Source organism: Rhizorhabdus argentea (assembly GCF_037861105.1).
GTDB lineage: Bacteria > Pseudomonadota > Alphaproteobacteria > Sphingomonadales > Sphingomonadaceae > Rhizorhabdus > Rhizorhabdus argentea.
The window spans coordinates 1-25,790 of sequence record NZ_JBANFK010000031.1 but is presented as its reverse complement, the minus strand read 5'-3'; the positions used below and the strand labels follow the sequence as shown (position 1 = coordinate 25,790).

Genomic DNA, 25,790 nt, shown 5'->3' with positions numbered 1-25,790 from the left:
GGCCGACACTGCGCCTTCATGGGTCCGGATACAGGCCGTTCCACAATCCGAATACCATCTTTGAGATGTGCCGAAGCGGGCGAAGAGCCTGTCGATTGCCTGGCCTTTACAAGGCGGAACAGCCACACCGTCGTCGCGTCCGGCACGGTCCCGTCGAGCCCGAGGCCGAGGAAGCGCTGAAACGACGGGCGGTCCTTGATCTGGAATTCCGTCGCTTCGTCGGACAGCGAATAGAGCGCCTGCACCACCAGGATCTTGAACATGAGCACCGGGTCGAAAGGTGGACGCCCGCCTTTGCCACGAGGGCTCCGGCGCAACGCGGCCACCAGGGGCCGCGGAATACCTCAAAGTCGACGACAGCCGCCAACCGCTCCCAGCGGATCGCCCGCTGCGCTCAACGCCTCGTATTGGTTCGTAAGATCGAAGAAACCCGGCTGTCCCACTATCACCGCCTCCGCTGTCGCGCTCAGGCAGTGCATCATTCCGCGCCGTCATTCGCCACCTAGTCGAGATCATGGCGACGGGCACCTGCCGCACAGATGCCTACACGCTGGGCGACTTTGACAGCGAGGGCATTCCCCCTCGATCTTGGGCCATGAGGGCGCGGGCGTGACTTCGGTGGCGCCCGGCGGTCACGTCATTCCGCTCTACACGCTCGAATGTCGCCAGTCATTCAGCGCCGGCGACTGCGATCGCGCACTTTGGTGATCTCGGGATGCCGCTCGGCGCTCGGCTTCGAGGAGATCGGCCGATCGCGTTCGATTCCCCGGTCGAGCACCAACTCGTGCCGGCCATCGCCGCGCTCCCGCGTTCGGGCAATCGAGAAACGCCCGCCTTTATCGAGTGAGGAAGCAATCATGCCTTCAAGCCTCGACGCGACCAGCGCCGCCGCGAGGGGGTTGTGCACCAGATAGGCCGATGCAAGCGCCCTGGCCGCAATCAGCTGCGATTGGGCCGCGCGCAGATCCGGATCCTCGGCGCGCTCGCGCGGACTGCCGCGGCGAAAGCGCTCGCCCAGAAGCAGCCCGGACCGGCCCCGTCCCTGAGGCGCGGCTTCCTCCCGCTCCACGGGCTCTGGAGGCTTTTCTCGGATTTTCTCCGCCTGCCGCTCGGCGACCCAGCGTTTGCGCGGGCGCTTGCTGCCCTCGGCGCGCTCGGTGCCGTCTTCGCGCAACAGGATCGTCTCGCCAATTTCGATCTGCTCCCGCGCGAGGGCTGCCGGTAGCCCCGTCCCCCAGGCACGTCGGATCCGACCGTCGCCGAGCTGCAGGTCCACATAGGGACTGGGACGCTGACCTGGCCGGCCATTGAACGGCGCCTCACCTGTCTCAAGGACGATACCGGCGACGCCGGTCCGGAAATCACCGGGACTCTTTTGCCTTTCCGCCGGCTTGCGCGGCGCTTGGTTCTTCCCGTTGGCAGGCGAACGTCGGTCGGGCGATAGCGGACGTGCGACCTCAACGCCGTGCTCCCTCGCCTCCTGCTCGACCATGCGGCGAAAGCGGTCGCTGCCCGAAACTTCGATCCTCACCCATCCCCGGTGCTGGGCGATGTCGAGCAGATCGCGCACCACTGCCGCGCTCTCGGTGGCAACGATCAGCCGGTGGCCGAGATCACGGATGGTGGGGGCGGCATCATGTGCTGTCTCGAACAGCCGTTGTTCACGGCGCAGGCCGCGCTCTTCGATAAAATAGCGCTGTCCGACATGGTCGGGCATGTCACCGACGGTCCGGGACCGTGCCCTGGCGCTAGGTTCGGCCTCAGGCGTGATCGCGTTGTCGCCGCCCTCCTCCGCCGATGCGGCGGCGATATCATCCTGCGCCATGCTCATGCATCCCTGTCGAGGAGGTCGACGATACCAAGCTGGCGGGCGATCACGTCCTGAACGATCTGCGCGGCCTCGTCGACGTTGAGGCGGTCCGTCTGCAGCAAGGTGACAGCGTCGAGGTCGAGATCCTGCGGATCGAGAGCGAGCGGCTGTTCGCCTGCGATGACACCGGGGCTCATGGTCATCTCCTGCGATGGGTGGTCGGACGTTTTCGGCTGGCGTTCGACAAAGCGTGGGATAGGCTTGAGTTCGCGTTTCACCAGCATCGGCGCCGGCAACAGGCGGCGGATGAATGCGCGCCGACTATAATAGAAGAGCTTGCCGGCGAGGATAGGCGGAATGCCGCCCCGCAGCACGAGCATCTTGTCCTTGGGCAGCTGCATCAGCTCCTGCGGCAACATCAGTGCGCGGCGATGGTCCGCCTCGGACTGGCTGCGATTGGCGAGCAGCCCGTGGATGGTGCGGCTCCTGGACACCGACTTGGTCGTGTAGAAACCGAGCCGTTCGGACAGCTCATTGGCGACCTTGAGCTCCTTGGGGGTGAATGCGATCTCGATCCCGCAATTGGTGACGATATTCTCGGCTTCGTCATGGCCATAGATGGCGCGGAGCTGGGCGCGGCTCTGGATGACCAGAAGCAGGCGCAGGCCATAGGTGGCGATATAGGCGATGCTGCTCGCGATCGTCGTCGCGCGGCCGAGCCGCGCGAATTCGTCGAGCAGAACCAGCACCTCGATCGGCTGCCGGTGCGTCGCCGGATCGCGGGTGTTGAGATCGACGAGTTGCTGAAACAGCAGATTATAGAGCGGCGCGATCCGCTCGATATTGTCGGGAGATACGCCAAGATAGATCGACAACCGCTGGCTGCGCAGATCGCGCAGGTCAAAGTCGCTCTCGGAGGTCGCGTCGTCGACATAGGGGTTGAGCCAGAGATTGAGGCGGCCGGTGATCGTCTGCTTGATTGACGCGAAGGTATTGTCCGACGCGGAGGTGAAGTCGGCGAGCGCGCTCGCGCAGGCCTGCGACAGCGGATCGCCCGCCGCGTCGCGCTCGCGCACGAGGCGCGGCAGGCGCACCTTGGGATCGCCGTTGGTGAGGTGGCGGTAGATTTCGCCAATCGTAAACGGGAGATCAGGGGTCGCCGCGACATAGCCGCCGATCCCGACGAAGCCGACGCGCGACGCCTCGGTCCAGAAGGGATCGCCGCGTTCGGGTGCCGGAAACAGCATCACCGCGATCTTCTGCAGTTCATTGACCACCTCGACCGGATTGGTCCGGTCGATATAGCTAAGCGGGTTATAGCGCGCGGTCCGGCAACCGGTGTCGAGCGGATCGAACAGGAAGACCTGCTGGCCCTGCCCCGCCCGGAACCCTGCGGTCAGGTCCCAATTCTCCTTCTTCACATCGAGCACGACGACTGAATCGCGCCAGTTGAGCAGATTGGGAATGACAACGCCGACACCCTTGCCGCTGCGGGTCGGGGCCTCGAGCAGCGCATGTTCGGTCCCGCCGAAGATCAGATAGCGACCGTGCTTGCGGCCCAGGATGATGCCATGGTCGTCGCGCAGTCCCTCGCGGCGGAGTTCGGCCTCGCGCGCGAAGCGAGCCTCCCCATAGAGCGAGACGCGCCGCCGCAGCAGCATTGCGATGAGGATCGCGGCCGTAACACCCGACAGAAGCAGGCCGCGGGTGAACCAGCTCCGGACGTTGGGATCGTGCCGGTAATACCAGAAGAAATAGGGAACGCGCTCGATGCGCAGGTGCGGCGAGAGCTGCCCGAGCCCGAACAGGGCCACCAGCATTCCGCTCGCCGCGACCGCGGCGAGCATGGCGGCCAATCCCACCGCGAAAACGATGGCGCGTGTTCTAGTGTGGGCGGAGCCGGTCAGGATCAAAATAGACCTCCGTCATACGGTAGCGCCCCGGCATCGCCCCCTCAGGCCCGAACCGGCGCATCTGGACAACGATGTCGACAAGCGAATGGAGCAGCCCGCGGATGTCGTCGCGGGCGAGATCACGGCCCCCTTCGGATTCCTTGACGAGCAAGGTGAGCTGCTCGAAAGCGCCGCTCGCCGAGTTGGCGTGCACCGTGGTGATCGATCCGGGGTGACCGGAATTGACGTTGCGCAGATAGAAGAAGGCGGTGCCGTCGCGCAGTTCCTGGAGCAGGATGCGATCGGGCCGCATCCGCAGCGCGCTTTCAAGCAGATCTTTCGCACAGACCTTGGCCAGGCCCTGCCCGTCCTTGGCATAGACCATGTGCACGACATTGCGGTGCGGCACGACAAGTTCGCGGCTGTCCTCGATCGTGAGGATGCGTTCGTGCGGCGGAATGAGCTGCACGAGACTTTTCGCGAGCGACGTCTTGCCCGAGCCGGTCGCGCCGCTGATCAGAATATTCTTGCGGGCCCCCACCGCCAGGCGAAAGAAGGCGGGCCAGGCGCCGGCGTCTCGCAGGACAACGAGCTCCTGATCGACCGACGAGAGCGCCTGCGATGCGAGCTGGGTCGCCTCGAACAATCCGTCGGCGGCATAATCGTCGATCGACTTGTCGGTAACCGAGGGCTTGCGGATCGTGAAGGAGATGGTTCCGCTCGGCACGACCGGCGGGATGATCAGCTGGACCCGTTCGCCCCCGGGCAACACCGTCGAGCAGATCGGGCTCTCGTCGGTGATATCCTGCCGGGTGAGGGCCGCGGCGGTGCGCGCCAAGGTCATCAACCAGTCGGGATCGAGTTCGGGGCTGTCGATCCAGCGCCAGCCGCTCGGGGTCTCGAGCCCGACTTCGAACGGCCGGTTGACGACGAGTTCTGTGATACCATCCGTCGCAAGCAACGCCTGCACCGGGCTGAGATAATGGTTGAGGACCGAGAGGTCGGCGCTGCGCATGGGATGGCTACCGCCGCAACCGCAGGCCGTAGACATCGGCGAAGTTGAAGTCCTGCGCGACGAAAATCCCCACCTCCTCGCCCTGGTTCTTGCGCAGGACTGGCTTGATGTTGATGCTGTTCTGGAGCGCCACCCCGGCGGCGTCGCTTGGAACCTGGGTGGTGTTCGACCCTCGGTTGGCGAGCGCCTGCCCTGCCACCTGCATGCCGTCATCGACCAGCGACAGCAGCAGCGCGCCGCCAAAGCGCGCCCAGAAGAAGGTATCGACCCCGCCCGCGACGCCGGCGCGGCCCAAGGCGTCGGAACCGGGTGAGCCGAGGTCGATCGCCACGCCCTGCGGCGTGACCGCGCGAGTCCATAGCACGAACAGACGGTTCTGGCCCTGCGACAGGCCGCCGCGATATTCGCCGAGCACCTTGGTGCCCTTCTCCATCAGTACGAGGTTGCCGTTGTCGGAGAGGATGTCCTGCGGGATGATACAGGTGGTATAGCCGGGCTGCGCCGAGCTCAGTGCCGTCTGGAGAACGCACGGGATGAGCGTCCCCGCGGTGATCAGATAATCTCGGTTGCCGATCATCCCCGCGCGCGATTCCTTGACCGAGGATTGCCGGCGCAGCCGGTCGAGTTCGGTCGGCTCGCCGCCACTCGAACGCCCGGAAATCGGAGCAGATAGTGGATATCCAGGCGCTATCTCCAGATTGGAGGGACCTGCCCGTCCGCCGCTTTGCCCGCCGCCATAGGCTATCAAGGGCGCGCGGCGCTTGGCATCGGCCATCACCTGCGCCGGGCTGCGCTGGCTGGTCCGCGCGGCTTGCGCGGCACCGGGGTCATTGGGTGAGAGCGCGGGTACCGTCGGTCCATCGGTGCGCGGACTCTGGCCGAGCATCGGTGCATTGGGATCCTGCCCTGCTGCGGCAAGGCGCGGTGCGGTCGGCGCGACATCCTCATAGCTGACGACAGCCTTGGCAGGCGTTGCGTCCGCGCGCTTTTCGGCCGCGCTTTTTTCCGTCTCGCGCCGGCCATGCCCGGTCTGGGTGATGAAGAAGATGCCGATGACGACTGCAACGGCCGCGAACGCGCCGCCGCGCATGATGTTGGAGCGCGCGGAGCCGCCGATCGACCCGATCGCCCCGCGGTCGACGTCGGCGACCCCGGGTAAGGCGTCGCGCGTGGCCGAGGACGGAGCGTCGCCGGCTTGCCAGGTTTCGCCTGCCATCATTGCTGCTCCTGCTTCATCGTCCGATCGACATCGGGCGAGGCGGTATTGGTGCCGTGATCGATGCCGTAGGTTCCCGGCCCTTCATTGTAGATGCACAGCACCAGCCGCCCGCGTCGGAGGCGGAATTGCTTCGCAATCTGATGGACGACCACGAAATCGTCGCGGACATCGAACGGCACGAGGCTTTCGCTGCCATCGGGAAGCACGACGAATACCGCCGGCAGCTCGCGCCGGTTGGGGAAGCGCATCACGGTGAACTGGCCGTTATCGGAGACCTCGGACGGTTGCAGATCGCTGGCCCCCTGGACCGTATAGGCCATGTTGCGTGGTCCGGTGATCACGCCGTGATCGAGCGCGAGTTTGATCGCACCGGCCTCAAGAGCGGCGGCACGACGCGCGACCGACTGCGCTCCCTCAAGCGGATAGCGGAAGCGCACCTGGAAGAAGGTGTCCGGCGTCCTGGCGGTGATCCCGCCGGCGCGGGCGACCAGCTCGAACTGATAGTTGCGGGAGTCGCCGCCGCGTTTGGTCGTCACGATGAGGTTGGTCGGGCCCGCCCGTTCGCGGGGTTTGATGAAGAGGATGTTCCCCGCCGGCGCGACCTCCCAGGAGACGGTGTCGCCGAGCGCGACATGGGCAATCTCCTCGTCGGGAGAGAACAGCACCTGGGTCGCACTGCGGAAGGCGCCGACTATGCGGTAGACCTGGGCCGGATCGTAATTGACCCATCTGACACGCGGATCCGCAAGGCCGGGGTGCGGCGTTTCGGCCGCCTGCGCGGCCGGTGTCGCGAGCAGCAGCGCGGCGGCGATGGCGAAGCGGATCATGGGATCACCTCGGGATCGGCGCGATAGCTCGATACCTGGAAGCCCAGCGGATTGCGGAAGCGGTCACCTTCGGCCATCGGCGCACTCGAATAAGCGAAGCTGAGCGTCGCGATCCAGTTGCTGCTGACGACGTCGCCGATGTTGGGGTGGACGACGCGGGTGAAGCGGACCTGGGCCACCTTCGGATTGACGAAAGCGATGCTGCGGACCGTCACTTCCGCGGTCGCGCGCGGGCCCCAGAGCGTCTGTGGGCTGGCCGGGTTGCGAGCGTCGAAGGCGCGCTGCCAACGCGCCTGTTCGGCGGGATCCGACAGGATCGCGACGCTGCTGAAATTCTCCTTCGCGGCCGGCGGCAGCCAGCCCTCGCGCGCCCGGACATATTGCGCGAGGAAATATTTGGAGACGGCCTCATCATAGCTGACCGGCTTGTCGCCGGTGAGAGCGGTGGTGACCTCGGTTGCGCCGGTGCTGCGGTCAACCGTGATCACGAATGGCTCGACCGTTTTCAAGGGGGTCAGGGCCGCCAGCGCAACGACGGCGACGATCGCGAGCAGACCAGCGACGCTCGCCAGGATCCAGGCATTGCGCCGCGATCTATAAGCGTCGCGCATTCGGTCCTGATCCCAGCTTCGCGCTTCGGCGAAATAGCGATCCAGATCGCGGGTCTTTATTCCCTCGGCCATGGCGTGCTCAGCAGCTCGGATAGGTTCGGGCGGCGACAGGCGCCGGGACTGACCTGACGGGGTTCAGTGCGGCAACGGGCTTTCCGGGCGTTGCCGGCGCAGTGACGGCCGGCTTGGGCGCGCCCGGCAGGATGCTCCCATAGGGATTGGCGTCTCGGCGGTGGCCGCCATCGCAGCGCGGGAGTTTCGCGAGCTTCTGCCCGGTGCAGGACGAGGTCACACCCGCCGTGAGGAGCATGGCGATCAAGTGACTGATTACCGTTCGCTGGTTCATCGGCTTACCCCGAGATGCTGTTCGGATTGGTGGTCGTGCCCGTCACGTGGTCGCGGAAATTACGGGCGGCCCGGTCCATGTTGCGCGCGGCGCGGCCCATAGCGCGGGTGGTGCGCGCACCCGCGCGCGTCGATGCCCCGGCACCCCGCGCGTGAAGGAGCGTCTGTCGCGCGAAATCGGCGATGCCAGCCGCTGCGCCGCCGGCGATGCCAGCGGCGATCGAGGGCGCCTGGAAGAAGAACACACTCCCGAGGGCGACGTAGATGTCGAATACGATCGACCCGAATACGGGATCCTGGGCTGCGCTGGCGGCGGCTTCGGCAGCGTCGCCCAAACTGAGCACGAGCCCCGTCATGGCGGCAATGACGCCAATCAAAAGGATGAAATTGAAGGCCTGATTGAGGAAGCCGAAGAACAGTCCGCGCGTGCTGTTGAACAGAGCAAGCGCTATAAATATGGGGCCTAGGGCGATGATGATGGCCAGCGCGATCTTGGCGAAAATGGTAATCGCGAACCCAACCGTCGCCGAGAGCCCCGTCAGCAGCCATACCAGGATACCGGCTCCATAGATAATTAGCCGATATGGATGAATCGATGCATAGGTGCTTGCATACAGTCTCAGTTTTTCTTCGATCGCCTCGCTGCGCTGGAAATATCGATCAAAGGTGCTGCCCGCGTTGATCGGGCTGTCGCCAGCGATCGCACTGCTAATCGCGTTGGGAGCATCAACGGAAAGTGGCTCGACGATCCAGTTATTATATCCAACACTGCTGACGGCGGCCCAAATCAGAGCAAGTTTGAGAATGCGGTAAAACCATTCCCGCCATGGTTCATCGACTAACCCACGCAACACAGCATAACCGACGAGTGCGAGATATATGGCAAGTGCTACCGCGAGGGGCCCGCGGACGGCAGCGATCACCTCTGGAAGCTTTTCGCCGAGAAAGACGGCAAGCGTCGCATCAAGACTGGCGTAGGCGGTTGAGAAGAATTCCATGGCGCTGCACCAGACAAGAGGGATTATTTTCCGCCGATCGCGACGAGCTGCGCATCTTGGGCAGCAACGCAATTCATAGGATTTTCAGAATTCTGATCCTTCGAGCAGCGTCTGAGCATTTCGGCGCGCGCGTTAGAATTGTCGGAATAGTATTTGGCGTTATGAGGGGGCTCCGCTCCGCCAGAGCAGGCAGAAACCCACTCGAGCAAAAAAAGGCCGACGAGACGGTTTATGGGTATCACCATTTTTAACGTGCCTTTCTAAAGCTTGCTCGAAGCTCTCGGATCATGCGTGCATCATCTGCTCGTACGTCGAGCTGCTCCTGCGCGGCCTTTCGCATGGCGATCGCCTGCAGTTGCATCTGGTCATTCTGAATATGGGCGGTCTCGACGGCGATCCGCGCCTGGAGGTCGGCGACATCCTTGGCGTCACTGGCCTCATCGAGTGACAGTCGGAGATCTTCCAGTCCGACGGTGCGCTGCGTTGTGACGCCGAACGCGGTCTCGGCAACAGCGGCGGTCGACGCCTCGCGCTGACCAGACGCTTCGAGCGCTAGCTGATAGGCGCGGTCGGCGTCGGTGCCGCCTTGCAGGCCTGTCCCGAGTTGAGCGGTTCCCAAGATACGCTTAGCCCGCTCGCCCAGCGCGCCGGCGCCGGTGTTGCCCGAAATCAGCTGTTCGATATCCCGCGCCTCGGGCGGTAGCAGGTTGCGCACGGTGCTGGCGCTCAGGATCGCGCCGCGGCGGTTGACGTTGGTCAGCTTGTTCATGCTGCCATAAAGACGCTGCGCCTCGTCCAGCTGTTGTTTGCCCTGGTCGATCATCCGCAGCGTGTTGCGCACGGTCGCGAGGGTCTGGGCATAGGTCGAGGTGTCGAAGACCGGCAGGCCCTGTGCACCGGCGATGCTGGCGGTTCCGATGGCGGTTGCCGCGAGCGCGGTTCCGATGGCTCTCACATGCTTCATGACCGTCCTCCTCTGAAGGCCTTTCCGAGCCGTCGTTCGTGGAACAGGGGAAGCCAGTCGGCCGGATCGGGGCCGCGCTCGCGGCGGGCCGCCTCCATGACGGGCAAGGTCTCGCTGCGCCCCGACAGCACCGCGAGCTCGTCATCGAGGCCCTCGAGGTCGAGTTCGACCACGATCGCGTCATGACCCTGCTTGACCAGGAAGCGCCGGCTCTCGGGTTGCAGCTCTTCGCGGATCAGCCTGAACTCCGCGCTGCTCAGTCCAAGCCCGCCGATATAATCCTCCGCACGGCCGCGCGGATTAGGCAGCAGGATCTGGGTGGCGACCTGTTCGACGATGCTGTGCGCGATGTCGGACCGCAGCGCATCGGCTGGGCTCTGCGTCCCGAAGATCAGGATCGCGTTGCGTTTGCGGAAGGTCTTCAACCCGTCCTGCGCGAAGGCCCGAAACGCCTCGTCACCGAGCGCCTTCCAGAACTCGTCGACGTCAATGACGGTGCGGGCCCCTGCCCCGCCCTCCTCTTCGCCCGCGAGGAAGCCATCGATGCGGTGGAACAGGTAGAGCATCAACGGTGACCGCACCTCGGGATTGTCGAGGAAATCGGTCATGTCGAAGCCGAGGAAGCGTGCGTCGAAGCGCAGCGTGTCCGCGTCATTGTCGAACACCCAGCCGAGCGATCCGCCCGCGCACCACTTCTCGAGGCGTGCGCCGATGCCGGCGGCATCGCGCTGGCCGAGCAGCTCGCGCAGCGCTCTGAGACTGCGTGCGGCGGGCGGGAGGCGCAGGATCGCGACGATGCCTTCGGCGATCAGCCGCTCATCGGCCGCCGGCAATGGTCGGTGGTCGGGATTGACGAGCAGCTGAACGAGCTGGCGCAGAAACTGCCGATTGCCGGGTGTGTCGGTAAGACCCTTCAAGGGCGCGAAGCCGGTCGGCTGGCCATTGCCGAGCGCCAGATAGTCGCCACCGCTCGCGCGCACGAAGATCTCGGCGCCGCGGTCCTTGTCGATGAAGATCTGGCGCGCGCCGGTCTTCTCGAGCTGCGCCATCAGGAAATTTTGGATGACCGTCTTGCCGGCGCCCGACGGCCCGACGATCAGCGTGTGGCCGAGATCGCCGTTGTGGAAGTTGAAATAATAGGGCGAACCCGCGCTGGTCTTGAGCAGTGCGACCGCCTCGCCCCAATGATTGCCTGACGGGCGGCCTGCGGGATAGCTGTGGAACGGCGCGAGGGCCGCGAAATTGCGCGATGTGATTGCCGCCGGTCGCGCACGCCACGCGAAATTGCCGGGGAGCTGCGACCAATAGGCCGCCTCCAACGCCGGCCCTTCGCGCGCCGCAACCATGCCGGCGTCGGCCAGCGCCGCGCGGGCGAGCGACATATGTTCGTTCAGGCGCCGCACGGTGTCACCATAGAGTGCGAGCGAGAAATGATGGTCGCCAAGCACGAAGCGGTTGCTCGCCAGGTCGTCCGCCGCGTCGGACAGCGCATCGGCCTGGCTCTCGGCGACGTCTTCGGTCGAATACATCTGGTTCTGTTTGCGCCGGAAGCGCTCGGCGGCGGCCGCCTTGCCGAGGAAGGTGAAGGACTGGCTGACGATTAGCGGGAATTGCAGGCTGAGCAAGCTGCCCAGCTGGCCCGGGCGGGTTGTCGCCGGGTATTCGCGGATGCCAAACAGGCCGCCATAGATCGAGATATCGGCCGAGCGGATCTCCACCACTTCGGCGCCGAAGATCCCGCGCGAGGAATAGAGGGCTGAGCCGAGATGACCGGCAACCAGCGGCACGCGCAGGCGCCGGCCGGTCATAACCTGTTCGAGCATCTCCAGCGGCTCGGAGAAGCTTAAGCCCTTATGCTCGTAGAGCCCGAGCCGCCGCGGGCGGCACGGGCTTGCCAGTTTCTCGAAATCGCGCGCCTTCTCCTCGAGCCGCTGGATCGCGTCAGCGTCGGTTTCGATCGCGTCGGCGCGGACGCGCGACAGGCGGCGCAGCAGGTGGGCCACCTTGTCGGCGCCGCCCGCGGCCGGGCGCATCACCAGGGTGACATAGAGCTCGTTGATGAAGAGCTGTTTCGCGGTGACCCGGGCGCGGTAGGCCGCGTCGAGCCCTCGGGCGAAAGCCGAACGGAAATGCCCTTCGGGATAGTGGTCATCGACTCGCCGGATATGGTGGGTCCATATCGCCAGACGCTCGTCGGCGAGATTGCGCCATGTGCCGTTGAGTTTCTCGTGCCACTGGTTGAGATCGTCGGCGTCCCGGGTTTCGAACGCGATGCCGTCGAGCTGGAAGGTGATCATCAGGCTGCCATTGTCGAGCGCGATGATGTGATGGTCGACATGACGTGCATAGGGCAGAAATCGCCCTGGGTCCTGCTCGCGACGCGCCACCCGGTGAGGGGCGGCCGCCGCGAGGCGCGATCGCAGGCTCAGTTCAGCCACGGGCGAAGCCTTTGCGGCGGGTGGCGACCAGCGGCAGCGGCGAATAGCTGCTGCCGCCCCAGAAGGTCCGGTTGCGGCAGCGCGCTTTGGTGTCGATCCACAGCATCATCAGGCGGAAGCTGTTGGGATCGTGCCGCACCACCAGGCGGGCGGCGGCGAAGGTCGCCCCGCCAAAGCCCAGCGCGTAAAGCGGATTGCCCGTTACAAGCAGTACGAGCACGGCGATGAACGCGATCGGAAGCGCCGCCTCGAGCGGCACCCCTAGCCACATCGATGGTCTGGTCACCGCGAGGAACAAGCTGTCCTGGACGAGGCGCTGGGATGGTGAGGGCGTCACGCCGTCAGGCTCCGCTCGTAATCTGGTCGACGATCCAGCCGGCGCTGAACACGATGAAGATTCCGATGACGACGGTCACGAACAGCTGCATCGAGGCGCGGCCAGTGAAGAACATGAAGCCGACGATGATCACCGCGATCGTCGCGACAGTCTTGGCGAAGCTTCCCTGCAGCCAGTCGAGGATATTCTGTGCCATCGAGGTGATGCCGTCGGTCCCTTGCGCGAAGGCGGCGTCGGGGGCCAGCACGCCCAGCGCGGCGATCAGGACGATCGCCAGCAGCCAGTATGACAGGATAGGCGACATATGTCGGATGGCGTGGGTCATTCCGGATCTCCGAAGACGATGACGGGGGAGCGGCGGCCGCGGGCAAAGACGTCCCACCCCTCGGCCGCAGGCTGGGCTTCGATCGGGCGGTCGCTCTCGGACGGGGCCAGCGCCGCGGGCATCGACGCCACTGGCACGGGCAGCGGCCCCGTACCGCCGCGCAACGCCGGCACGACTAGATTGGCCGCGCGATAGACCCGACCGACATAGCCGTTGGCGAAGCCGCGCCGGTCATTGCCGGTGTTGTAGCGCGAGATCGCGCGACCGAGAGGATCGTGGGACCCGCTGCGTGAGGTGGCGGCATAGTTGGTCTGGAGAACCCTCGCCGCGGCGGCAAAGTTGCGGCAGGCGTCGAAGGCCTCCTCGACCGACAGCCCGAGCCATTGGAGGTTGCCGCTGTTGATCTGCGCGACCCCGAGATCGATGCTATAGCCCTTTGCAATTAACCCCTTGGCGATGCGGGCGGCATCGGCCTCGTTGACTGGACGGGCGGCCCTCGGACCATCGTTGACCCCGATTGCGAGCGTATCGAGTTGGCTTTCGGCATGCGCCACTGACAGGAGCGTCTCGGGCGCGACCGAGGGCGCGCACTGATAGGCGAGCGCCGCTGCGGCCGAGATCGAGAGCATCACCGCGCACTCTCCGGCCGATTTGCGGAACGCGTGGTCCCGAGCGCTGTCAGGCTGCGGTTGCACAGGAGCATAACGGCGCGCTCGGTGTCGCCGCCAGCGATGACGCTGTCCAATTGACCGCCCACTGCCCTGCTCCTCATATGTCAAATAAACCCATAAACGGCATAAATGGACGAATGCAAGCCTTAATCGGACATGAAGTTCGATCGTCTCTCGGCGGCCGCGTGTTTGATGCGGGTGGAGGGCGCGACGGCCCGGCGAATGTTGCGATCGATCGTGGCGCCAGAGCGCTGCGGCCGTCTTATCGCCGACGCGCCGTTGTCGGCGATCGGCGGCCCCCAAGTGATTCTGTGCAAAGGAAAACCGTTCGCGAACGCGCTGCGATCTGTAGCGTCCGCCCCGACGGGATGCCCGAAAGCACGTGCGCAGGTGCCGCAAACCCGCAGCGCATCAGTGCCAACGCGCCACGTTATGCGCGAAAGCACGAACATTTCCGGCACCTTGTGCCTGAAAGCACGAGGATCGGCGGTAGGCCGGTGGGACCGGAAGGTTAACGATCACGAGGTCCAAGAGTGTCCGATTCTCCGCTTGGCGGTGATCGGCTTCAGGACCGCAGCGACCCGTTCGGGACGCTCGTGTGATCAATCGCAGGGAGATGCCGTGCTGACATGAAAAACCCGGCACGAGGCCGGGCTTTTCGGGGTGCCCGCTAGGGACGACGTAGCAATCAGATCCTAGCCGCTTCCCCAATATCAAACAAGCACTCACGTGTGGCTTTCCGCGCGCAGAGGGCGTTTGTGCGCACGGGCTCCCGAAAGGGGAGTTACCGAACGATGGCCTATGCCTGTTCACCAGGGGCCGGCTTCCGCCGGTTCGACACATTCGCGGCGGAGGCCGACGCGGTGGCGGAGGCCTTTCGCGGTCTGCCCGAAGGCCATGGCCCGGCCCAAGCTCTAGCGGCGTTCAAACGTGCCGCCCCCTATATGCGGGTGCCGCCGGGTATCGTGCAGATGATCGACACAATGTTTGCGTGGACCAGGCCCGACGACTGGCGGGCTGGAGCGACGCCGATCGTGTGGCCGCGCAATGACAAGCTCGCGCGCAAGCTGGGCCTGGGCGTGCGGCAGGTGCAGAATCTTCTCGATCGGGCGATCCGGCTTCGCCTCATCAGTCATCGCGACAGCCCGAACGGGCATCGTGGCGGCGTTCGCGGCGCCGATGGCGCGATCAAATGGGCCTACGGGATCGTCCTTGCGCCGCTTGGCACGCGGATCGAGGAGTTTACGGCAATCGCCAAGCGAGGCGCCGAAGAGGATGCCCAGATCGAGGCTCTGAAGAAGCGGCTGGGCGCGGCCCGCCGGCGGATTTCGAGTCTCGCCCAGACCGTGGTTGACAGCGCGCTCCACGGCATTTCCGCCGACGAGGAGCTGGAATTGGCGTTGTGCGCGACCCGGCAGATGCGCAATGTTCGCGACATCGAACTCCTCACTGGCTGTGTGGAGCAGATTGAACAGCGCGGTCGGGATCTTGAAGCCGAGATTAGCACGGCACTGGCAGCTGTGGGATATGCTGGAAGCCCAATGGAATCAGAGAATAGTGCATGCACGGATGTTGCTGGTTTCACGCACTCTACAACTACAACCGAACTCCAAACTGCAAAGGCAGATACACGTAGTGGCATTCCGGCAAGAAGTAGCAAAATGGGGCGCGGCCAGACCTCGCGGCAAGTGAGCGACGTCGAGGAGGATCTCGAAAAGCATGGCGTCGATCCCGGGTTCATCGAAGCGGTCTCGCCCGAACTGTGCTTCACGCTCGAACATGGTCGTCGCGAATGGGGAGACGTCATCCATCTGGCCGAGCGCCTCGCCGACCAGAACGGCATCCACCGCCACGCCTGGCACGAGGCCTGCCGCTTAATGGGCGAGCGGGGCGCTGCTGCCTCAGTGATTGCGACCGTCCACAAATATCGTCTTGGGGAGGTCCGCAAACCCGGCGCTTATCTGCGGGGGATGAGCGACAGGGCGGCACGCGGCGAACTCCATCTCGGCCGGACGTTTCACGGGCTCAAGGACAACCGTCAGGGCGTCGCCATGCAAGCGATGCACGGTGGCGCCGATCCGCGATCGGTGAGCGAAATCGCACGGCGGGCACTGTCGGGCCTCGTGCTTTCGGGCAGAGCGTCGTGATCGGTTCGCCGTTCACCGGTCGGAAGAGTCGCCTTGGCGACGGGATGCCCGAAAGCACGAGTTGGAAACATGGCTACGCGTGACTCATGGGCTAAGGGTCCCTTCGGGCCTGTTCGGCGGGTAAAGACTCGTGCTTTCGGGCATCCCGTCGAGCTAACTGGCTGCGTGTGGAAGCAATGCGGGATAAAAGAATGGACGGTAAGGAGAATCATTGCGCCGAAGGGGCTGACATGACCAACAAGCAGGCCGTCATTCTCAAGCAAGGCAATCTCTTCGAAGTCGACAGTCCGCTGCACGGCAAAGTCCGGGGCGAGCGCAGTGTGATGGACTTTCCGTTCTTCGCCTTGTCCAAGGTCGCCGTTCTCAAGCCGCTCGATTACAAATTGGGAAACGTCAGCATTCAGATCCGGCCGAGCGCGACGGGCATTGCAACGATGTATGACAAGGAGATCATTCTCTACATCGCATCGCTAATGGCGCAGGAGATCAGCCGGGGTGGCGAGGTCGACCAGGAGTTCACTTTCACCGCGCATGATTTCTTCCGGATCACCGGCGTCGCCCGTCCCGGCAAGCGCGACTATCAACGCTTTACCGATGCGCTCGAGCGTCTGCAGGGCACCCAGATCAAGACCAATATCCAGACCGGATCACAGATCGATCGCGGCTGGTTCTCCTGGCTGTCGGAAGCCGCAGCCAACTACACCAAGCTCCCGAATGGCGAAGAGCAGCTGCGCAATGTGAAGGTGCGGCTATGCGCCTGGTTGCACCGGGCGATCCAGCGCGACGGGCACATCTATTCCTATCATCATGACTATTTCCGCCTCGGTACGATCGAACGAAGGCTCTACGAGATCGCGCATTGTCATTGCGATGGTGAGGAGATCGAGATGCCGATCGACCTGTTGTCCGCCAAGGTCGGATCGACCGCGTCGCTCGCCAAGTTCAAGCAGCATCTCAAGGACGTCGAGGCTGACGACCGGCTGCCCGAATATCGCGTGACCTTGAAGGATGTCGTTCCGGCCGAAGGTCGCACCGACAGCCGCGGTCGCAGGATCAGCAAACCGGACACGGTCGTGCTTCTGACGCCGCGCCAGAAGAAACCGGTGACGGCCGTCCTCGAAGCCACCGCCTGACCATGGCGGTTCCTGCCCGCGCCGTTGGGCCCGATCCTGTGGCGATGGGTGAAATGACCTCGAGATCCACGCTGGGCAGATGAGTCCGACGCTTATCGGCTATGTGCGGCCTGGCGCCGCCGGTCCTGCTCCCGAAGAGCAGTCCGCGACCCTGGTTCGGCTCGGCTGCGATCCGATCTTTGTCGAGAAGGAGGGCGTGACGCCGACAGCGAGCCGACAGCGCGGACGCGCGTTGCGCAGCCTGAACGCCGACGCGACCCTCATCGTCACCCATCTCGACCGGCTGGGACAGAGCCTGGTCGATATTGCCGCGGTGCTGCAACGCTTGTTCGAGGCCGGCGCGGCGCTCCATATCGTCGACGGCGATATCCACACACGCCGTGACCCTGCGGCACGCCGTGCGCTCGTTGGGCTGGTCGATAGCCAACGCCGGCTTGTGAGCGAGCGGGCGCGCGCCGGCCTTGCCCAGCGCCGCTCCGCCGGCAAGCGGGTCGGACCCCCTGCCCGGCTCCAGCCCGAAGATTGGCCCGAGCTCAAGGCGATGATCGCCGCCAAGACGAGCGCTGCCGTCATGGCCGCCCATTTCAAGGTGACCCGTCAGACCTTGTGGAATTTCCGCCAGCGCATGGAAGCGGCCGAGGCCGATCAATTGGGAGCGTCGTCGGCGAACAGCTGATGGACAGGCACACCAATGCCTGCGGCGAGACGGATTACGGTGACCAGCGACGGGTTGGTGGTCATCCCTTCGATCGCCGAAATCTTGCCCTGGGCAATCCCGGTCGCGGTGGCAAGCTCGGCCTGGCTGAGCCCGGCGGCGACCCGAGCGGCCTTCAGCCGGCGGGCGAAGCCCTCCCACTCTTCATCGACATCACCGACGTCAACCGGCGCCTTGGACATTGATTTCCCCCTGAACCCGCTCGGGCGGGACGCCTCTTCTGACTCATCGGATCAGCAAAGTCGAGATGCCCCCATCCGCGATGCTGACTTAACTCTCTGTTTACAGACTAAGAATCTATCTGGTCGCCTCTTCGCAGAGGGGACAGCTCGATCGCGAGTTTGTCAAACAAACCTATATCGATAATTATTAACGCGCGCCAGCGATTCGCCCTCTGCCGTGTGTTGAACCCTTGCTGGAGGAGAGGCTTAGTCCGGCGTCGATGCGCGGATCGAGCCATGGGCTGCGCCTGAAGGAGAAGACCGATGCCTCAACATGCTGCCGATGCGGCCGTCCGCGCGCAGGCGATTGTCGAAGCCCTGGGAGGTCGATGGACAGGCCAGTCGGGGAGCTGTCTGTGTCCGGCGCATGCCGACAAGACGCCGTCGCTTTCCGTTCGCCTCGGCAAACGTGCCATCCTGTTTCATTGCTTTGCGGGCTGCAAGACCGAGGACGTCATGGCCGAGCTGCGCCGCCGGCGTCTTCACGATCATGGTTCGCTCGCGGTCCCGGCGGTGCGGCCGTCGCGCGACCTGTCCACGATGGCTCGGCGACTGTGGCGTGAGAGCCTTCCCCTCGCCGGCAGCCCGGCCGAAGCCTATCTCGCGGCGCGCGGGGTTACGGATGGATCGGGCAAGCTGCGCTATCATCCTAAGGTGGTCTATGGGTCAGGCGCGCGGCGACGGCTGTTGCCCGCGATGATCGCTGCCGTCGAAACCGATCTCGGGGTAATCGCGGTTCAGCGGACCTTCCTCGATCTCGACAATCTGCTGCACAAGCCGCTGGTCAAGCCCAAGGCTGCGCTCGGCCCGTTGGGGGGTGGCGCGATCCGGCTGGCAGCGCCGAACCTCGAACTCGGACTAGCGGAAGGCATCGAAGACGCGCTGTCGGCGATGCAATGGTTCGGAACGCCGACCTGGGCGCTCGCCGGCGTCGAGCGGCTCGGGCTGGTCGCGATCCCGCCGAGCGTGCGGCGGATCATCGTCTATGCCGATCATGGGGCGCCGGCCGAGCGATGCTACGCGCAGGCGCTCGATCATCTCGCCGGAAGCGGGCGCGAGGTGGTGCGATGTCTTGCTCCGCACCGCGAAGACTGGAACGACGCGTGGCGACGTCAGCAGCGCGGCGCGGCACAACCGGCGTGTTCGCGATGAAACTGGCGATCGCGTGGCCGGACGGAACGACATCAAAAATGAAGGTCGATCGCGTGCCGTCGCGCTCGAAAACGCGGCGTTCCTAGAGAGGAGAGAGTGCCAACGTGTTCCGGACAGCCGGCGGCACGCCCCTTATTTTGAGACGTGCCGGTCCTGAAACCGGGTGTTGGAAACCTGAGACATAGTTCAGGCGCGGCCGCCTTGGGCTGGGTGGCCTTGGACATACGCGTCCGCCACCCGGTCGATGAAGCTCGACCGGCTCGATGTCATGAAGGAAGCTACACTTGGCATCGGATTGATGCTCTTACGCAAGAGTCTGGCGATCAGGGTATGCCTTACCGGCCAGCGCTTCTATGCAACCATTGCACTAGTGCATTCTTTGCACTACATGGATGCATAGTCACGATGTAATCGCGCTCCTCGCTGGAAGATTGTGCTCTATGGTCGCGATAATGGTGTGCCGCATCTTCATATTGAGGGTGTGGAGTTTCGCTGCTCGGTCTCGATCACGTCCTTTGAAGTGATCGTGGGAACGGTGCCGGCAGCGTGTTGAGTGACGCACTGGATTAAGCGCGCCCCAATCAGGCGTTGCTCATGGAGACTTGGCAGGAGTTAAACGGATGAACGTAGCCGACAAGACCCGCACCATCGCCGATGTGCGCGCGATCAGGCCCGCGGCGCTGCATCTGTCGTGGTCGGACGGGACGGCCGCCGATCTCGATCTGAGCGCCATGCTCGACGATCGCCCCTTTGCCACGCTGCGCGATCCCGCTGAGTTCGCCAAGGTCGAAGTCGGCGACTGGGGGCATAGCTTGGTCTGGCCTTCGGGAGCCGAGCTGGGCGCGGATACGCTGTGGCTCGAAACGCTGTCGGCAACCGGGCACGGCGATGTGCGGGCGTTCATCGAATGGCGGCTGCGCCATGCCCTCTCGCTGGCGAAGGCGGCCGACGCACTGGGCGTCTCGCGCCGCATGGTCGCTTACTACTCGAATGGCGAGAAGAAGGTGCCGAAACCGATCCTGCTCGCGTGTCGGGGATGGGAAGTCAGCGCAGGGCTGAATCAAGCTGCGTAAGGGCGGCGGCCGATGAGTGTCTTTCAGCAAAACCTTGCTAATGACACCACAACTGCCCGCATGACGGGTGAATACCCAAATTGGGGCGTAGGGGATGGATGCAGATAACGGTTCGCCCTCAAACTTTGATCTACAGCAGCAGGTTTATGATGGGGACCGCAACTTAGCGGCCTGCGTCCGTCAAATATTTGCGCTCGTTTCAAGGGAAGCCGACAAAATAACGGAGAGGGAAGGGATAGCCCTTTCAAGCGAAGCGCTCCCAGCATCAACAATACAGACCATTACGGATCGCCTGATGCTGAAAGCGGCTCCGGTCCTACTTGATGCAGCTTGGGGCAACTCCGTCGTCCAGCGCGGCAAAGAACTGGTCGATCACAACATAGAGGCCAGTGTCGCGTTCAGCGTCCGGGATCGCATATATATGCAACTGCGCGACAATTTGTTGAGTCAGCGGGAGGGCAACAGGCTCGTCCGCGCCTTGGACGCGATTGCCGCTTGGGAAGCCCAATTGCTGTTCGCCGGCATAGGCATTGCCCGTGCTGCCAGGGATCGGGCGCGCAGCGCCGAATATAGAAGCAAGCTGAAGGCGATCGACCGATCGGAGATTTGTATCGAGTTTGATCTTTCGGGAACGATCCTTGACGCCAACAGGAATTTTCTCACTGTCACCGGATATGTCATCGAAGAAATTCGTGGAGAGCATCACAGTATGTTCGTGCCTGAAGGCGAGAAGGGGAGCGCGGAATACGCTGCGTTCTGGCGGAGGTTGAATAACGGAGAGTTTGAGCGCGGCGAATACCATCGGATTGCGAAAGACGGATCGGATCTGTGGCTGCAAGCCACTTATAATCCGATCCTCGACGTTGAGGGCCATGCCGTAAAAGTTCTCAAGATCGCAAATGACGTAACCGAGATTCGCAATCGCGAGCGCACCGAGGCGGCGCGCATGCAGAGCTTGCAGGCTCAATCGGAGGATCGTCGTCTCGCGCTTGAGGGCACTAACCGGGAGCTGGTTCCGATTGTTGCCGCGATCGAGAGGATCGCGAAGCAAACGAGCCTGCTGGCCCTCAACGCAACGATCGAAGCCGCCAGGGCGGGCGATGCCGGCAAAGGGTTCGCCGTCGTCGCTTCGGAGGTCAAGGCGTTGTCGATGATAACCAAGTCGGCAACAGATCGTGCTACGGCCCTGTTGCGCGCTGCGAACGGCACGCCGGATGCGGCGGGGTCGCCAGCGTCGCCGATCATCTATTAAGTTGTGAGAAAGGGGCGTCGAGACGAATTTCCAAACCGCGATCCCAGCAGGTTCGTTTGGCTTGCAGGGTAGCGAGGCTCGCCTTCTCAAGCCGGGTTCCGCATACATGGAGTGCTTCTCTGTGTCGAACGCACAGCGCCTGCGCTGGTGCTGTACCGTCAGTCGATAATGCGCTCGCCAGCGAAACGTCCGATCCGGAGCAGTTCGCATTCGATTGCGCGCGCCTCCTTCTCCAGCGTTTGTGCGACAGCCAGCCACCGCTCCCGATCCTGTTCTCCGATATTCTGCGCCAGCGTGCGGGCCTTGTCGGCCTCATGACGCAATCGCGCAGCGCTTCCCCCCGACATGGCGGTGTCCCCAACGTTGATTGGCCGCAAGCGACCGTGGCGCCTCCCCCGAGTCGCCACGGTCGCTTGCATAGATGGTTTCACCGATGGCTCAAGAAAAACCGTAATGACATGGCGTTACTCATGCCATGTTCTGGCCTGCGGAAGAGTTCGATAACGATAAATCATCCAAATCGGATGAGGTTTGACTTTGCGATGAAAGATTCTTCGGCTTATCAGAGCTTTATCGCCTCCGGTGTGTTTCGTCGAAAGCGCGAAACGAACACGGCTCTTTCCGTTACGCTTTGGCAAACAATGCCACTTCGTCCGCAAGGGTTGATACGCGGCTCAGATGAAGCATTGCGAGTGGGCTTACGTCACGGCAGGTGTAGCGATCGTTGAGGCACAAAAAATGCCCGACTTTCGCCGGGCAGGAGTGACCAGTCCATCGCAGTTGAAACAAGGACGGGACTGGTCAGGAAGCCTTCATATTGCTCGAGATATTGGTGAAGGTCTTGTTAAGCTGTTTGCCAAGCGACGACATGGCTGTCACCGACGCAACGGCGATGAGCGCGGCGATGAGGCCATATTCGATAGCTGTTGCCCCGCATGAATCGATTATCAGTTTTTGGATCTTACGCATTCCATCCCCCCAACGAAACGCCTTGATGCAGCCTATGGTTTAAGATCGCGTAACCGGAACGAAGAATCGTCACGAGGCAATGCCGCATGCGCCTGCCTTTACGCCAAGCGCTGTATAGATGATTTCACTGGCTGGCCGCTCGAATGTGATCCTGCGGTCGCCCGCGCGGCGAGTTGGCCCGCCGCATACGAGGGCTCGTGGCGGGCCAGGACGCAGAGTGGGCACTCTTTTGGAACCGCTATAAGGAGCGGTCGGTCCCGAGCCGGGTCGCAATCTATGACTATTCGATGAAAAGGAGAAATGGTTTCCGGAAAGAACGCACCCTTATGTAAGTCCTTAGCGATCGCCTGAGCGACGATATACTGGCTCTGCGCGTTCTGTAGCTCCGGGTCGCGCGCTGCTTCCTCGGCCGTCGTGGCTCTGAACCGATCGCCCAGCCGCGATCTGCAGCCCGGCGCACAGCCATACCGATGACGATGGCGGCATGATCCGGCGCTTCGAGCTCATTCGGCCGGCCCGCACCGAGCGGTTGCGCGAAGATCTGTTCGGCGAGACCCAACGGGAAGAGGCGACGCCGTCGGAGTTCGCCGCCTTGTGCGATGCCGAGGTCGAGGAGATGCGCACCCGGACCCGGACCGAGACGATGTACCTGGTGGTCGGATTACTGCTGCCCGTCTGGGGCAAGCTGCGGCACAAGCCCGTCGCCGAAGAAGCCGCTGTAGTGTGTCCACCTCAAGTCGCCCGCGCCGCCATGGTGAAGAGGCGGTCGTATGGGTCGCATCAAGAGTATGGATGCTCGGGAAGCTGTCAGAAGCGTCGAAAGCCTCCGGAGTCCTGTCGCCCGTGGCCATTGCAGGGAGGTTCCGACGGAGAATGTCGACGCTCTGCACGGGATGGGTGCTTTGGCCACAAGGGCGTTCCGGTCAACCTGCTAGTCCATCGGCCGTCCATTTTGCGTCAGATCGAGCGGATGACGCTCGCTACCTTCCTGCGGAAGCTATACGGCAGCTAACCATGCCGCTGCTCATTTGTCTCGCGATTGCACTGCACGACGTCGACGGCTCTATCTACTGCGCCAGCGGCGAGCGGATCAGGCTCAACGGCATCGGAGCAACAGAGATGGACGGAACATGCCGACCCAATCAACCATGCGTTGTCGGTGATCCGTTCAGGCAGCGGAGGCGAATGGCACGCGCTATAGGAGCGATCATCGCGCGCGAGGATGCCGATGCCGGCGGTCTGCCGACACAGGAAGGGCGGCTGTGGTTCACTCAACCCGTCCGATTATCCTGTGAGGCAACGGGGCATAGCTACTCGCGAGTGACGGCTTGATGCAAAACACAGGCGGGGCAAGACGTGTCCTGTCTGGCGATCGGCGTTGGGGTGGCGGTTCGCTGGCAGCGATTTGATCGTTCAGGTCGGCTGACAAGATGCGGTAAACTAGCCGATTGATGCCACAGTTCAGGCTGGGAATGATCCGCAATTCTCCGCTGCGTGAGGTCCGCCATTTGTGGGGATCAGACGCTGGCTTAGCCGTACGTTTGTGGCGAGGGTGTAGATTACAGACCTAGCGCGTCGGACACGGCTCCGGCGGTGAAGCGAACACAGGTTTTGTCTGTCCGGGTACGATACTCCGAGAGCGGAAATCATATGCTCGTAACGCGCCTCGTCGGGCCGCACGACGAAATCACCATGCACAATAGTGCCGTCACATTCGACGGAGCGAAGCTGGTAACGAACCGACCGGCTGGCAAGCATGGTGGCCACACCGATCTGATCGCCGGTTCTGGCCGCGACATTAATTGCCGAGCCTAACGCGAGCAGCGCGAAAATGATCACCCCGCCTTCTCCACCGGCTTATGCTTTAGCTGCTCGTTCATTCGTCGATGCTGGCAGCGCTAACGAATGTCTGCAAGGGGGCGGCTCCTGCCGTTCGATCATTCTGGCGCGGTATGGTTGAAAGGGGTTAATCGGCCCGCAGCGTGAGGTCAGACCTTTCCCTTAGCGGCTCCGGCATAATGACGGATTGCGGCCAATATCTCCTCGCCGGTCTTGTCGGTTCCATCAGCCGACAACATAACACGACTGGTGCCAGCTCCTTTGCCCGAAGATCTGAAGTTAACTCGGAGGATTTTGGAGCGATCGCGATGAAGCTCGGCAACAGTAAGGGCCACGGTAGTGTAACGAGATGCGCGAAAAGGACGGTATCTGACTATATTGCCCCAAGGTATCGGGTTGCGTGACCACTTATGCCAATAGACTCCGGCCTGATCGATGCGTAGCACAGGCCCCTTAAAGAACGCCCTTTGCGTCACGATTGGCACTCGAACTAGGCCGAGAAAAAGAAATATCCAAGCGACCGTGCGACCAACGGTATCGCTGCTGGCACCAAGCCGTGCCGCCAAAGCAGCCGCCCCATGCATATGCTGAGGATCACCTAGGGGCCGTCCTAATGCCCAGTAGCAGCCGGCGATTAGCACGACGTTGATGGCTGCCATCTCCACCGCCTTGCTCGCCTTAAACCGTGCCTCAAAAACCATCACTTGTCCCCATTCCAGCGGTAGGACCGTATGAGCATAGGGTTAAAGGAGGGGTAAAGGCGCCAAGCGATTGACGTTGGTATCTGGGTCGACCGCTGCCGTTCGCTCCATTCTGGTGCCGAATGTCCGGGACGGGGTGATGGGGTGGACGCCCCCCGACGGCATCGATGTGCCAAAGTGGAGGTGTTGAACACCACTGAGGGAGGCGTCCGTGTCGGAAGTTACCACAATCGGGTTGGACATCGCCAAGCATGTTTTTCAGGCGCACGGCGCTGATGCGTCGGGGCGAATGATATTCAGGAAGAAGATCAGCCGAGGCAAGCTGCTCGCGTTTTTTGCATCCCAGCCTCGGTGCCTGGTTGCGCTGGAGGCGTGCGGAGGTGCGCATCATTGGGCTCGAGAGCTGATGAATCTGGGCCATGACGTGCGGTTGATAGCGCCGGCCTAGCGGATATATCTACTGAATTGCGCTTCTACATCCTCAAACGACCGATCAATGACCTTCAGATTGATGAACGGGCCGTCGACGGTGACAAAGGGTAATGAGAGAAGTTTTCCGGCGAGGCGCTTAGCTGTCCATGAACTTCGGTCTTTAAGGTCTAACCTGATCACTGACGGAGTGGCCTTACCCTCTACCTGATATGCCCTGATTTGCGACCATCGGATTGCATCGGGTGAGTGGAGCGGGAAACGTACTCCTTCGGCGTTGATGATCAATATGGGTCCGGGGTAAAGAGCGTAAACCCACGCGATGCAGCCATAGATAGTCCCGAACACCGCGCAAAGCGCATAGAAAATGCACGCACCAAGCTCTTGGCTTATTCCGACGCTACGAAAGACCCCCGGCAGCGATCCAGAGTGGAGAGGCACGACCGAGTTGCCGAGCAAGCCCGTTCTCCAAACAGAGTATGTAGCAACCCAAACTAGAAACGTCGCCAGCAAAGCTAGCCTCAACCGCTTAGGGTACCCTTCGAGCCTGTCTGGCTGAGACTTGTCCATCGATCGCCCGTAGCCTCAACAGCTCGCCAAATGATTAAACCTCGATGTTCGCTTTTGGGACGATTCTGTTGAAAAACTGCCTTGAAGTGGTGTTGAGGGTCTGATTCAATCTTCGCGACGATGCGGAGACGAGCCGA

General features: G+C 63.0%; 27 protein-coding genes and 3 pseudogenes. 10 read left to right on the top strand and 20 right to left on the bottom strand.

Translation table 11 applies throughout. The features are described 5' to 3' along the window. Window positions 1-63: 63 nt before the first annotated feature. Window positions 64-446: pseudogene (locus tag AAC645_RS18860) on the bottom strand (transposase); the annotation flags it as partial. A gap of 56 nt (window positions 447-502) precedes the next feature. Between AAC645_RS18860 and AAC645_RS18855 the strand changes: the two are divergent. Beyond that, window positions 503-669 (top strand): annotated as a pseudogene (locus tag AAC645_RS18855) (S-(hydroxymethyl)glutathione dehydrogenase); the annotation flags it as partial. 4 nt (window positions 670-673) lie between these two features. Here AAC645_RS18855 and AAC645_RS18850 read toward each other — a convergent pair. The 15 genes from AAC645_RS18850 to AAC645_RS18785 all read right to left on the bottom strand — a co-directional run bounded on the left by AAC645_RS18850 (window position 674) and on the right by AAC645_RS18785 (window position 13,904). Beyond that, window positions 674-1,825 carry an LPD7 domain-containing protein gene (locus AAC645_RS18850; RefSeq protein ID WP_340318124.1) on the bottom strand — a complete coding sequence of 384 codons (1,152 nt, stop codon included), beginning with the start codon at window positions 1,823-1,825 and terminating at the stop codon, window positions 674-676. A gap of 2 nt (window positions 1,826-1,827) precedes the next feature. Further along, window positions 1,828-3,657, bottom strand: a complete 1,830-nt coding sequence (locus AAC645_RS18845) for a type IV secretory system conjugative DNA transfer family protein (RefSeq protein WP_340318123.1) — start codon at window positions 3,655-3,657, stop codon at window positions 1,828-1,830. 37 nt (window positions 3,658-3,694) lie between these two features. Continuing rightward, window positions 3,695-4,717, bottom strand: a complete 1,023-nt coding sequence (virB11, locus tag AAC645_RS18840) for a P-type DNA transfer ATPase VirB11 (RefSeq protein WP_340318122.1) — start codon at window positions 4,715-4,717, stop codon at window positions 3,695-3,697. A 7-nt stretch (window positions 4,718-4,724) separates the two neighbouring features. Then, window positions 4,725-5,933, bottom strand: a complete 1,209-nt coding sequence (virB10, locus tag AAC645_RS18835; RefSeq protein WP_340318121.1) for a type IV secretion system protein VirB10 — start codon at window positions 5,931-5,933, stop codon at window positions 4,725-4,727. Next, on the bottom strand, window positions 5,933-6,763 hold the full coding sequence (gene virB9 / locus AAC645_RS18830; protein ID WP_340318120.1) for a P-type conjugative transfer protein VirB9: 831 nt from the start codon (window positions 6,761-6,763) through the stop codon (window positions 5,933-5,935). The genes virB10 and virB9 overlap by 1 nt, the downstream gene beginning before the upstream one ends. Then, window positions 6,760-7,446, bottom strand: a complete 687-nt coding sequence (locus AAC645_RS18825; RefSeq protein ID WP_340318119.1) for a VirB8 family type IV secretion system protein — start codon at window positions 7,444-7,446, stop codon at window positions 6,760-6,762. The genes virB9 and AAC645_RS18825 overlap by 4 nt, the downstream gene beginning before the upstream one ends. A 7-nt stretch (window positions 7,447-7,453) precedes the next feature. Further along, window positions 7,454-7,720, bottom strand: coding sequence for a hypothetical protein (locus AAC645_RS18820; RefSeq protein ID WP_340318118.1), 267 nt, complete (start codon window positions 7,718-7,720; stop codon window positions 7,454-7,456). 4 nt (window positions 7,721-7,724) lie between these two features. Next, a complete protein-coding gene (locus tag AAC645_RS18815) occupies window positions 7,725-8,717 on the bottom strand; it encodes a TrbL/VirB6 family protein (protein ID WP_340318117.1) in 993 nt (330 codons plus the stop codon). Window positions 8,718-8,740: 23 nt separating this feature from the next. Beyond that, window positions 8,741-8,962: an EexN family lipoprotein gene (locus AAC645_RS20515; RefSeq protein ID WP_422785859.1), complete on the bottom strand. Its 222-nt coding sequence runs from the start codon at window positions 8,960-8,962 to the stop codon at window positions 8,741-8,743. 2 nt (window positions 8,963-8,964) lie between these two features. After that, window positions 8,965-9,681, bottom strand: a complete 717-nt coding sequence (locus AAC645_RS18810; protein WP_340318116.1) for a TrbJ/VirB5 family protein — start codon at window positions 9,679-9,681, stop codon at window positions 8,965-8,967. Then, window positions 9,678-12,119 (bottom strand): VirB4 family type IV secretion/conjugal transfer ATPase, encoded by a 2,442-nt coding sequence (locus AAC645_RS18805; RefSeq protein WP_422785858.1) that lies wholly within the window; start codon window positions 12,117-12,119, stop codon window positions 9,678-9,680. The genes AAC645_RS18810 and AAC645_RS18805 overlap by 4 nt, the downstream gene beginning before the upstream one ends. After that, entirely contained in the window at window positions 12,112-12,456 is a 345-nt protein-coding gene (locus AAC645_RS18800) for a VirB3 family type IV secretion system protein (RefSeq protein ID WP_340318115.1), read from the bottom strand. The genes AAC645_RS18805 and AAC645_RS18800 overlap by 8 nt, the downstream gene beginning before the upstream one ends. A 4-nt stretch (window positions 12,457-12,460) precedes the next feature. After that, complete coding sequence (locus AAC645_RS18795) at window positions 12,461-12,781, bottom strand: TrbC/VirB2 family protein (RefSeq protein WP_422785857.1); 321 nt, start codon at window positions 12,779-12,781, stop codon at window positions 12,461-12,463. Beyond that, window positions 12,778-13,410 (bottom strand): lytic transglycosylase domain-containing protein, encoded by a 633-nt coding sequence (locus tag AAC645_RS18790; RefSeq protein ID WP_340318133.1) that lies wholly within the window; start codon window positions 13,408-13,410, stop codon window positions 12,778-12,780. Before AAC645_RS18790 ends, AAC645_RS18795 begins: the two co-directional genes overlap by 4 nt. Window positions 13,411-13,598: 188 nt before the next feature. Then, window positions 13,599-13,904, bottom strand: a complete 306-nt coding sequence (locus AAC645_RS18785) for a hypothetical protein (RefSeq protein WP_340318114.1) — start codon at window positions 13,902-13,904, stop codon at window positions 13,599-13,601. A gap of 342 nt (window positions 13,905-14,246) precedes the next feature. Here AAC645_RS18785 and repC point away from each other — a divergent pair, with 342 nt between their 5' ends. The 3 genes from repC (at window position 14,247) to AAC645_RS18770 (ending at window position 17,408) form a co-directional block, all read left to right on the top strand. Beyond that, window positions 14,247-15,599 carry a plasmid replication protein RepC gene (gene repC / locus AAC645_RS18780; RefSeq protein WP_340318113.1) on the top strand — a complete coding sequence of 451 codons (1,353 nt, stop codon included), beginning with the start codon at window positions 14,247-14,249 and terminating at the stop codon, window positions 15,597-15,599. Between the two features lie 230 nt (window positions 15,600-15,829). Continuing rightward, on the top strand, window positions 15,830-16,732 hold the full coding sequence (locus AAC645_RS18775) for a replication initiator protein A (RefSeq protein WP_340318112.1): 903 nt from the start codon (window positions 15,830-15,832) through the stop codon (window positions 16,730-16,732). Window positions 16,733-16,811: 79 nt separating this feature from the next. Then, window positions 16,812-17,408: a recombinase family protein gene (locus AAC645_RS18770; protein ID WP_340318111.1), complete on the top strand. Its 597-nt coding sequence runs from the start codon at window positions 16,812-16,814 to the stop codon at window positions 17,406-17,408. On the opposite strand, the gene AAC645_RS18765 is transcribed toward AAC645_RS18770, so the two are convergent. Continuing rightward, on the bottom strand, window positions 17,378-17,629 hold the full coding sequence (locus AAC645_RS18765; protein ID WP_340318110.1) for a helix-turn-helix domain-containing protein: 252 nt from the start codon (window positions 17,627-17,629) through the stop codon (window positions 17,378-17,380). The two genes, AAC645_RS18770 and AAC645_RS18765, sit on opposite strands and share 31 nt — an antisense overlap. A gap of 303 nt (window positions 17,630-17,932) precedes the next feature. On the opposite strand from AAC645_RS18765, the gene AAC645_RS18760 reads away from it, so the two are divergent. The 3 genes from AAC645_RS18760 (at window position 17,933) to AAC645_RS18750 (ending at window position 21,145) form a co-directional block, all read left to right on the top strand. Beyond that, window positions 17,933-18,820, top strand: coding sequence for a DUF7146 domain-containing protein (locus tag AAC645_RS18760; protein WP_340318109.1), 888 nt, complete (start codon window positions 17,933-17,935; stop codon window positions 18,818-18,820). A 620-nt stretch (window positions 18,821-19,440) separates the two neighbouring features. Beyond that, window positions 19,441-19,893 carry a DUF2442 domain-containing protein gene (locus AAC645_RS18755; RefSeq protein WP_340318108.1) on the top strand — a complete coding sequence of 151 codons (453 nt, stop codon included), beginning with the start codon at window positions 19,441-19,443 and terminating at the stop codon, window positions 19,891-19,893. Window positions 19,894-19,987: 94 nt separating this feature from the next. After that, window positions 19,988-21,145, top strand: a complete 1,158-nt coding sequence (locus tag AAC645_RS18750) for a PAS domain-containing protein (RefSeq protein WP_340318107.1) — start codon at window positions 19,988-19,990, stop codon at window positions 21,143-21,145. Between the two features lie 158 nt (window positions 21,146-21,303). Here the strand turns inward: AAC645_RS18750 and AAC645_RS18745 are convergent, their stop codons facing one another. Together AAC645_RS18745 and AAC645_RS18740 are read right to left on the bottom strand one after the other, a co-directional pair. Next, window positions 21,304-21,492 carry a hypothetical protein gene (locus AAC645_RS18745; protein ID WP_340318106.1) on the bottom strand — a complete coding sequence of 63 codons (189 nt, stop codon included), beginning with the start codon at window positions 21,490-21,492 and terminating at the stop codon, window positions 21,304-21,306. A 454-nt stretch (window positions 21,493-21,946) separates the two neighbouring features. Beyond that, window positions 21,947-22,114 (bottom strand): Flp family type IVb pilin, encoded by a 168-nt coding sequence (locus AAC645_RS18740; protein ID WP_340318105.1) that lies wholly within the window; start codon window positions 22,112-22,114, stop codon window positions 21,947-21,949. A 484-nt stretch (window positions 22,115-22,598) separates the two neighbouring features. Here AAC645_RS18740 and AAC645_RS18735 point away from each other — a divergent pair, with 484 nt between their 5' ends. Together AAC645_RS18735 and AAC645_RS18730 are read left to right on the top strand one after the other, a co-directional pair. Beyond that, window positions 22,599-23,126 (top strand): hypothetical protein, encoded by a 528-nt coding sequence (locus AAC645_RS18735; RefSeq protein WP_340318104.1) that lies wholly within the window; start codon window positions 22,599-22,601, stop codon window positions 23,124-23,126. Window positions 23,127-23,299: 173 nt separating this feature from the next. Next, window positions 23,300-23,446, top strand: a complete 147-nt coding sequence (locus AAC645_RS18730) for a hypothetical protein (RefSeq protein ID WP_340318103.1) — start codon at window positions 23,300-23,302, stop codon at window positions 23,444-23,446. Between the two features lie 656 nt (window positions 23,447-24,102). Here AAC645_RS18730 and AAC645_RS18725 read toward each other — a convergent pair. Beyond that, complete coding sequence (locus AAC645_RS18725) at window positions 24,103-24,654, bottom strand: hypothetical protein (RefSeq protein ID WP_340318102.1); 552 nt, start codon at window positions 24,652-24,654, stop codon at window positions 24,103-24,105. A gap of 211 nt (window positions 24,655-24,865) precedes the next feature. Between AAC645_RS18725 and AAC645_RS18720 the strand changes: the two are divergent. Continuing rightward, window positions 24,866-25,099: pseudogene (locus tag AAC645_RS18720) on the top strand (IS110 family transposase); the annotation flags it as partial. Window positions 25,100-25,790 lie beyond the last annotated feature (691 nt).

Coding starts and splice junctions, on each gene's coding strand:
- AAC645_RS18765 (WP_340318110.1), bottom strand. CDS start 17,629: ATGTCCAAGGCGCCGGTTGACGTCGGTGATGTCGATGAAGAGTGGGAG.
- AAC645_RS18755 (WP_340318108.1), top strand. CDS start 19,441: ATGAACGTAGCCGACAAGACCCGCACCATCGCCGATGTGCGCGCGATC.
- repC (WP_340318113.1), top strand. CDS start 14,247: ATGGCCTATGCCTGTTCACCAGGGGCCGGCTTCCGCCGGTTCGACACA.
- AAC645_RS18745 (WP_340318106.1), bottom strand. CDS start 21,492: ATGTCGGGGGGAAGCGCTGCGCGATTGCGTCATGAGGCCGACAAGGCC.
- AAC645_RS18735 (WP_340318104.1), top strand. CDS start 22,599: ATGATCCGGCGCTTCGAGCTCATTCGGCCGGCCCGCACCGAGCGGTTG.
- AAC645_RS18850 (WP_340318124.1), bottom strand. CDS start 1,825: ATGGCGCAGGATGATATCGCCGCCGCATCGGCGGAGGAGGGCGGCGAC.
- AAC645_RS18750 (WP_340318107.1), top strand. CDS start 19,988: ATGGATGCAGATAACGGTTCGCCCTCAAACTTTGATCTACAGCAGCAG.
- AAC645_RS18790 (WP_340318133.1), bottom strand. CDS start 13,410: ATGCTCTCGATCTCGGCCGCAGCGGCGCTCGCCTATCAGTGCGCGCCC.
- virB10 (WP_340318121.1), bottom strand. CDS start 5,933: ATGGCAGGCGAAACCTGGCAAGCCGGCGACGCTCCGTCCTCGGCCACG.
- AAC645_RS18770 (WP_340318111.1), top strand. CDS start 16,812: ATGAGTCCGACGCTTATCGGCTATGTGCGGCCTGGCGCCGCCGGTCCT.
- AAC645_RS18820 (WP_340318118.1), bottom strand. CDS start 7,720: ATGAACCAGCGAACGGTAATCAGTCACTTGATCGCCATGCTCCTCACG.
- AAC645_RS18785 (WP_340318114.1), bottom strand. CDS start 13,904: ATGTTCGTGCTTTCGCGCATAACGTGGCGCGTTGGCACTGATGCGCTG.
- AAC645_RS18845 (WP_340318123.1), bottom strand. CDS start 3,657: ATGCTCGCCGCGGTCGCGGCGAGCGGAATGCTGGTGGCCCTGTTCGGG.
- AAC645_RS18740 (WP_340318105.1), bottom strand. CDS start 22,114: ATGCGTAAGATCCAAAAACTGATAATCGATTCATGCGGGGCAACAGCT.
- virB11 (WP_340318122.1), bottom strand. CDS start 4,717: ATGCGCAGCGCCGACCTCTCGGTCCTCAACCATTATCTCAGCCCGGTG.
- AAC645_RS18810 (WP_340318116.1), bottom strand. CDS start 9,681: ATGAAGCATGTGAGAGCCATCGGAACCGCGCTCGCGGCAACCGCCATC.
- AAC645_RS18775 (WP_340318112.1), top strand. CDS start 15,830: ATGACCAACAAGCAGGCCGTCATTCTCAAGCAAGGCAATCTCTTCGAA.
- AAC645_RS18825 (WP_340318119.1), bottom strand. CDS start 7,446: ATGGCCGAGGGAATAAAGACCCGCGATCTGGATCGCTATTTCGCCGAA.
- AAC645_RS18760 (WP_340318109.1), top strand. CDS start 17,933: ATGCCTCAACATGCTGCCGATGCGGCCGTCCGCGCGCAGGCGATTGTC.
- AAC645_RS18730 (WP_340318103.1), top strand. CDS start 23,300: ATGGCACGCGCTATAGGAGCGATCATCGCGCGCGAGGATGCCGATGCC.
- AAC645_RS18815 (WP_340318117.1), bottom strand. CDS start 8,717: ATGGAATTCTTCTCAACCGCCTACGCCAGTCTTGATGCGACGCTTGCC.
- AAC645_RS18725 (WP_340318102.1), bottom strand. CDS start 24,654: ATGGTTTTTGAGGCACGGTTTAAGGCGAGCAAGGCGGTGGAGATGGCA.
- AAC645_RS18795 (WP_422785857.1), bottom strand. CDS start 12,781: ATGACCCACGCCATCCGACATATGTCGCCTATCCTGTCATACTGGCTG.
- virB9 (WP_340318120.1), bottom strand. CDS start 6,763: ATGATCCGCTTCGCCATCGCCGCCGCGCTGCTGCTCGCGACACCGGCC.
- AAC645_RS20515 (WP_422785859.1), bottom strand. CDS start 8,962: ATGGTGATACCCATAAACCGTCTCGTCGGCCTTTTTTTGCTCGAGTGG.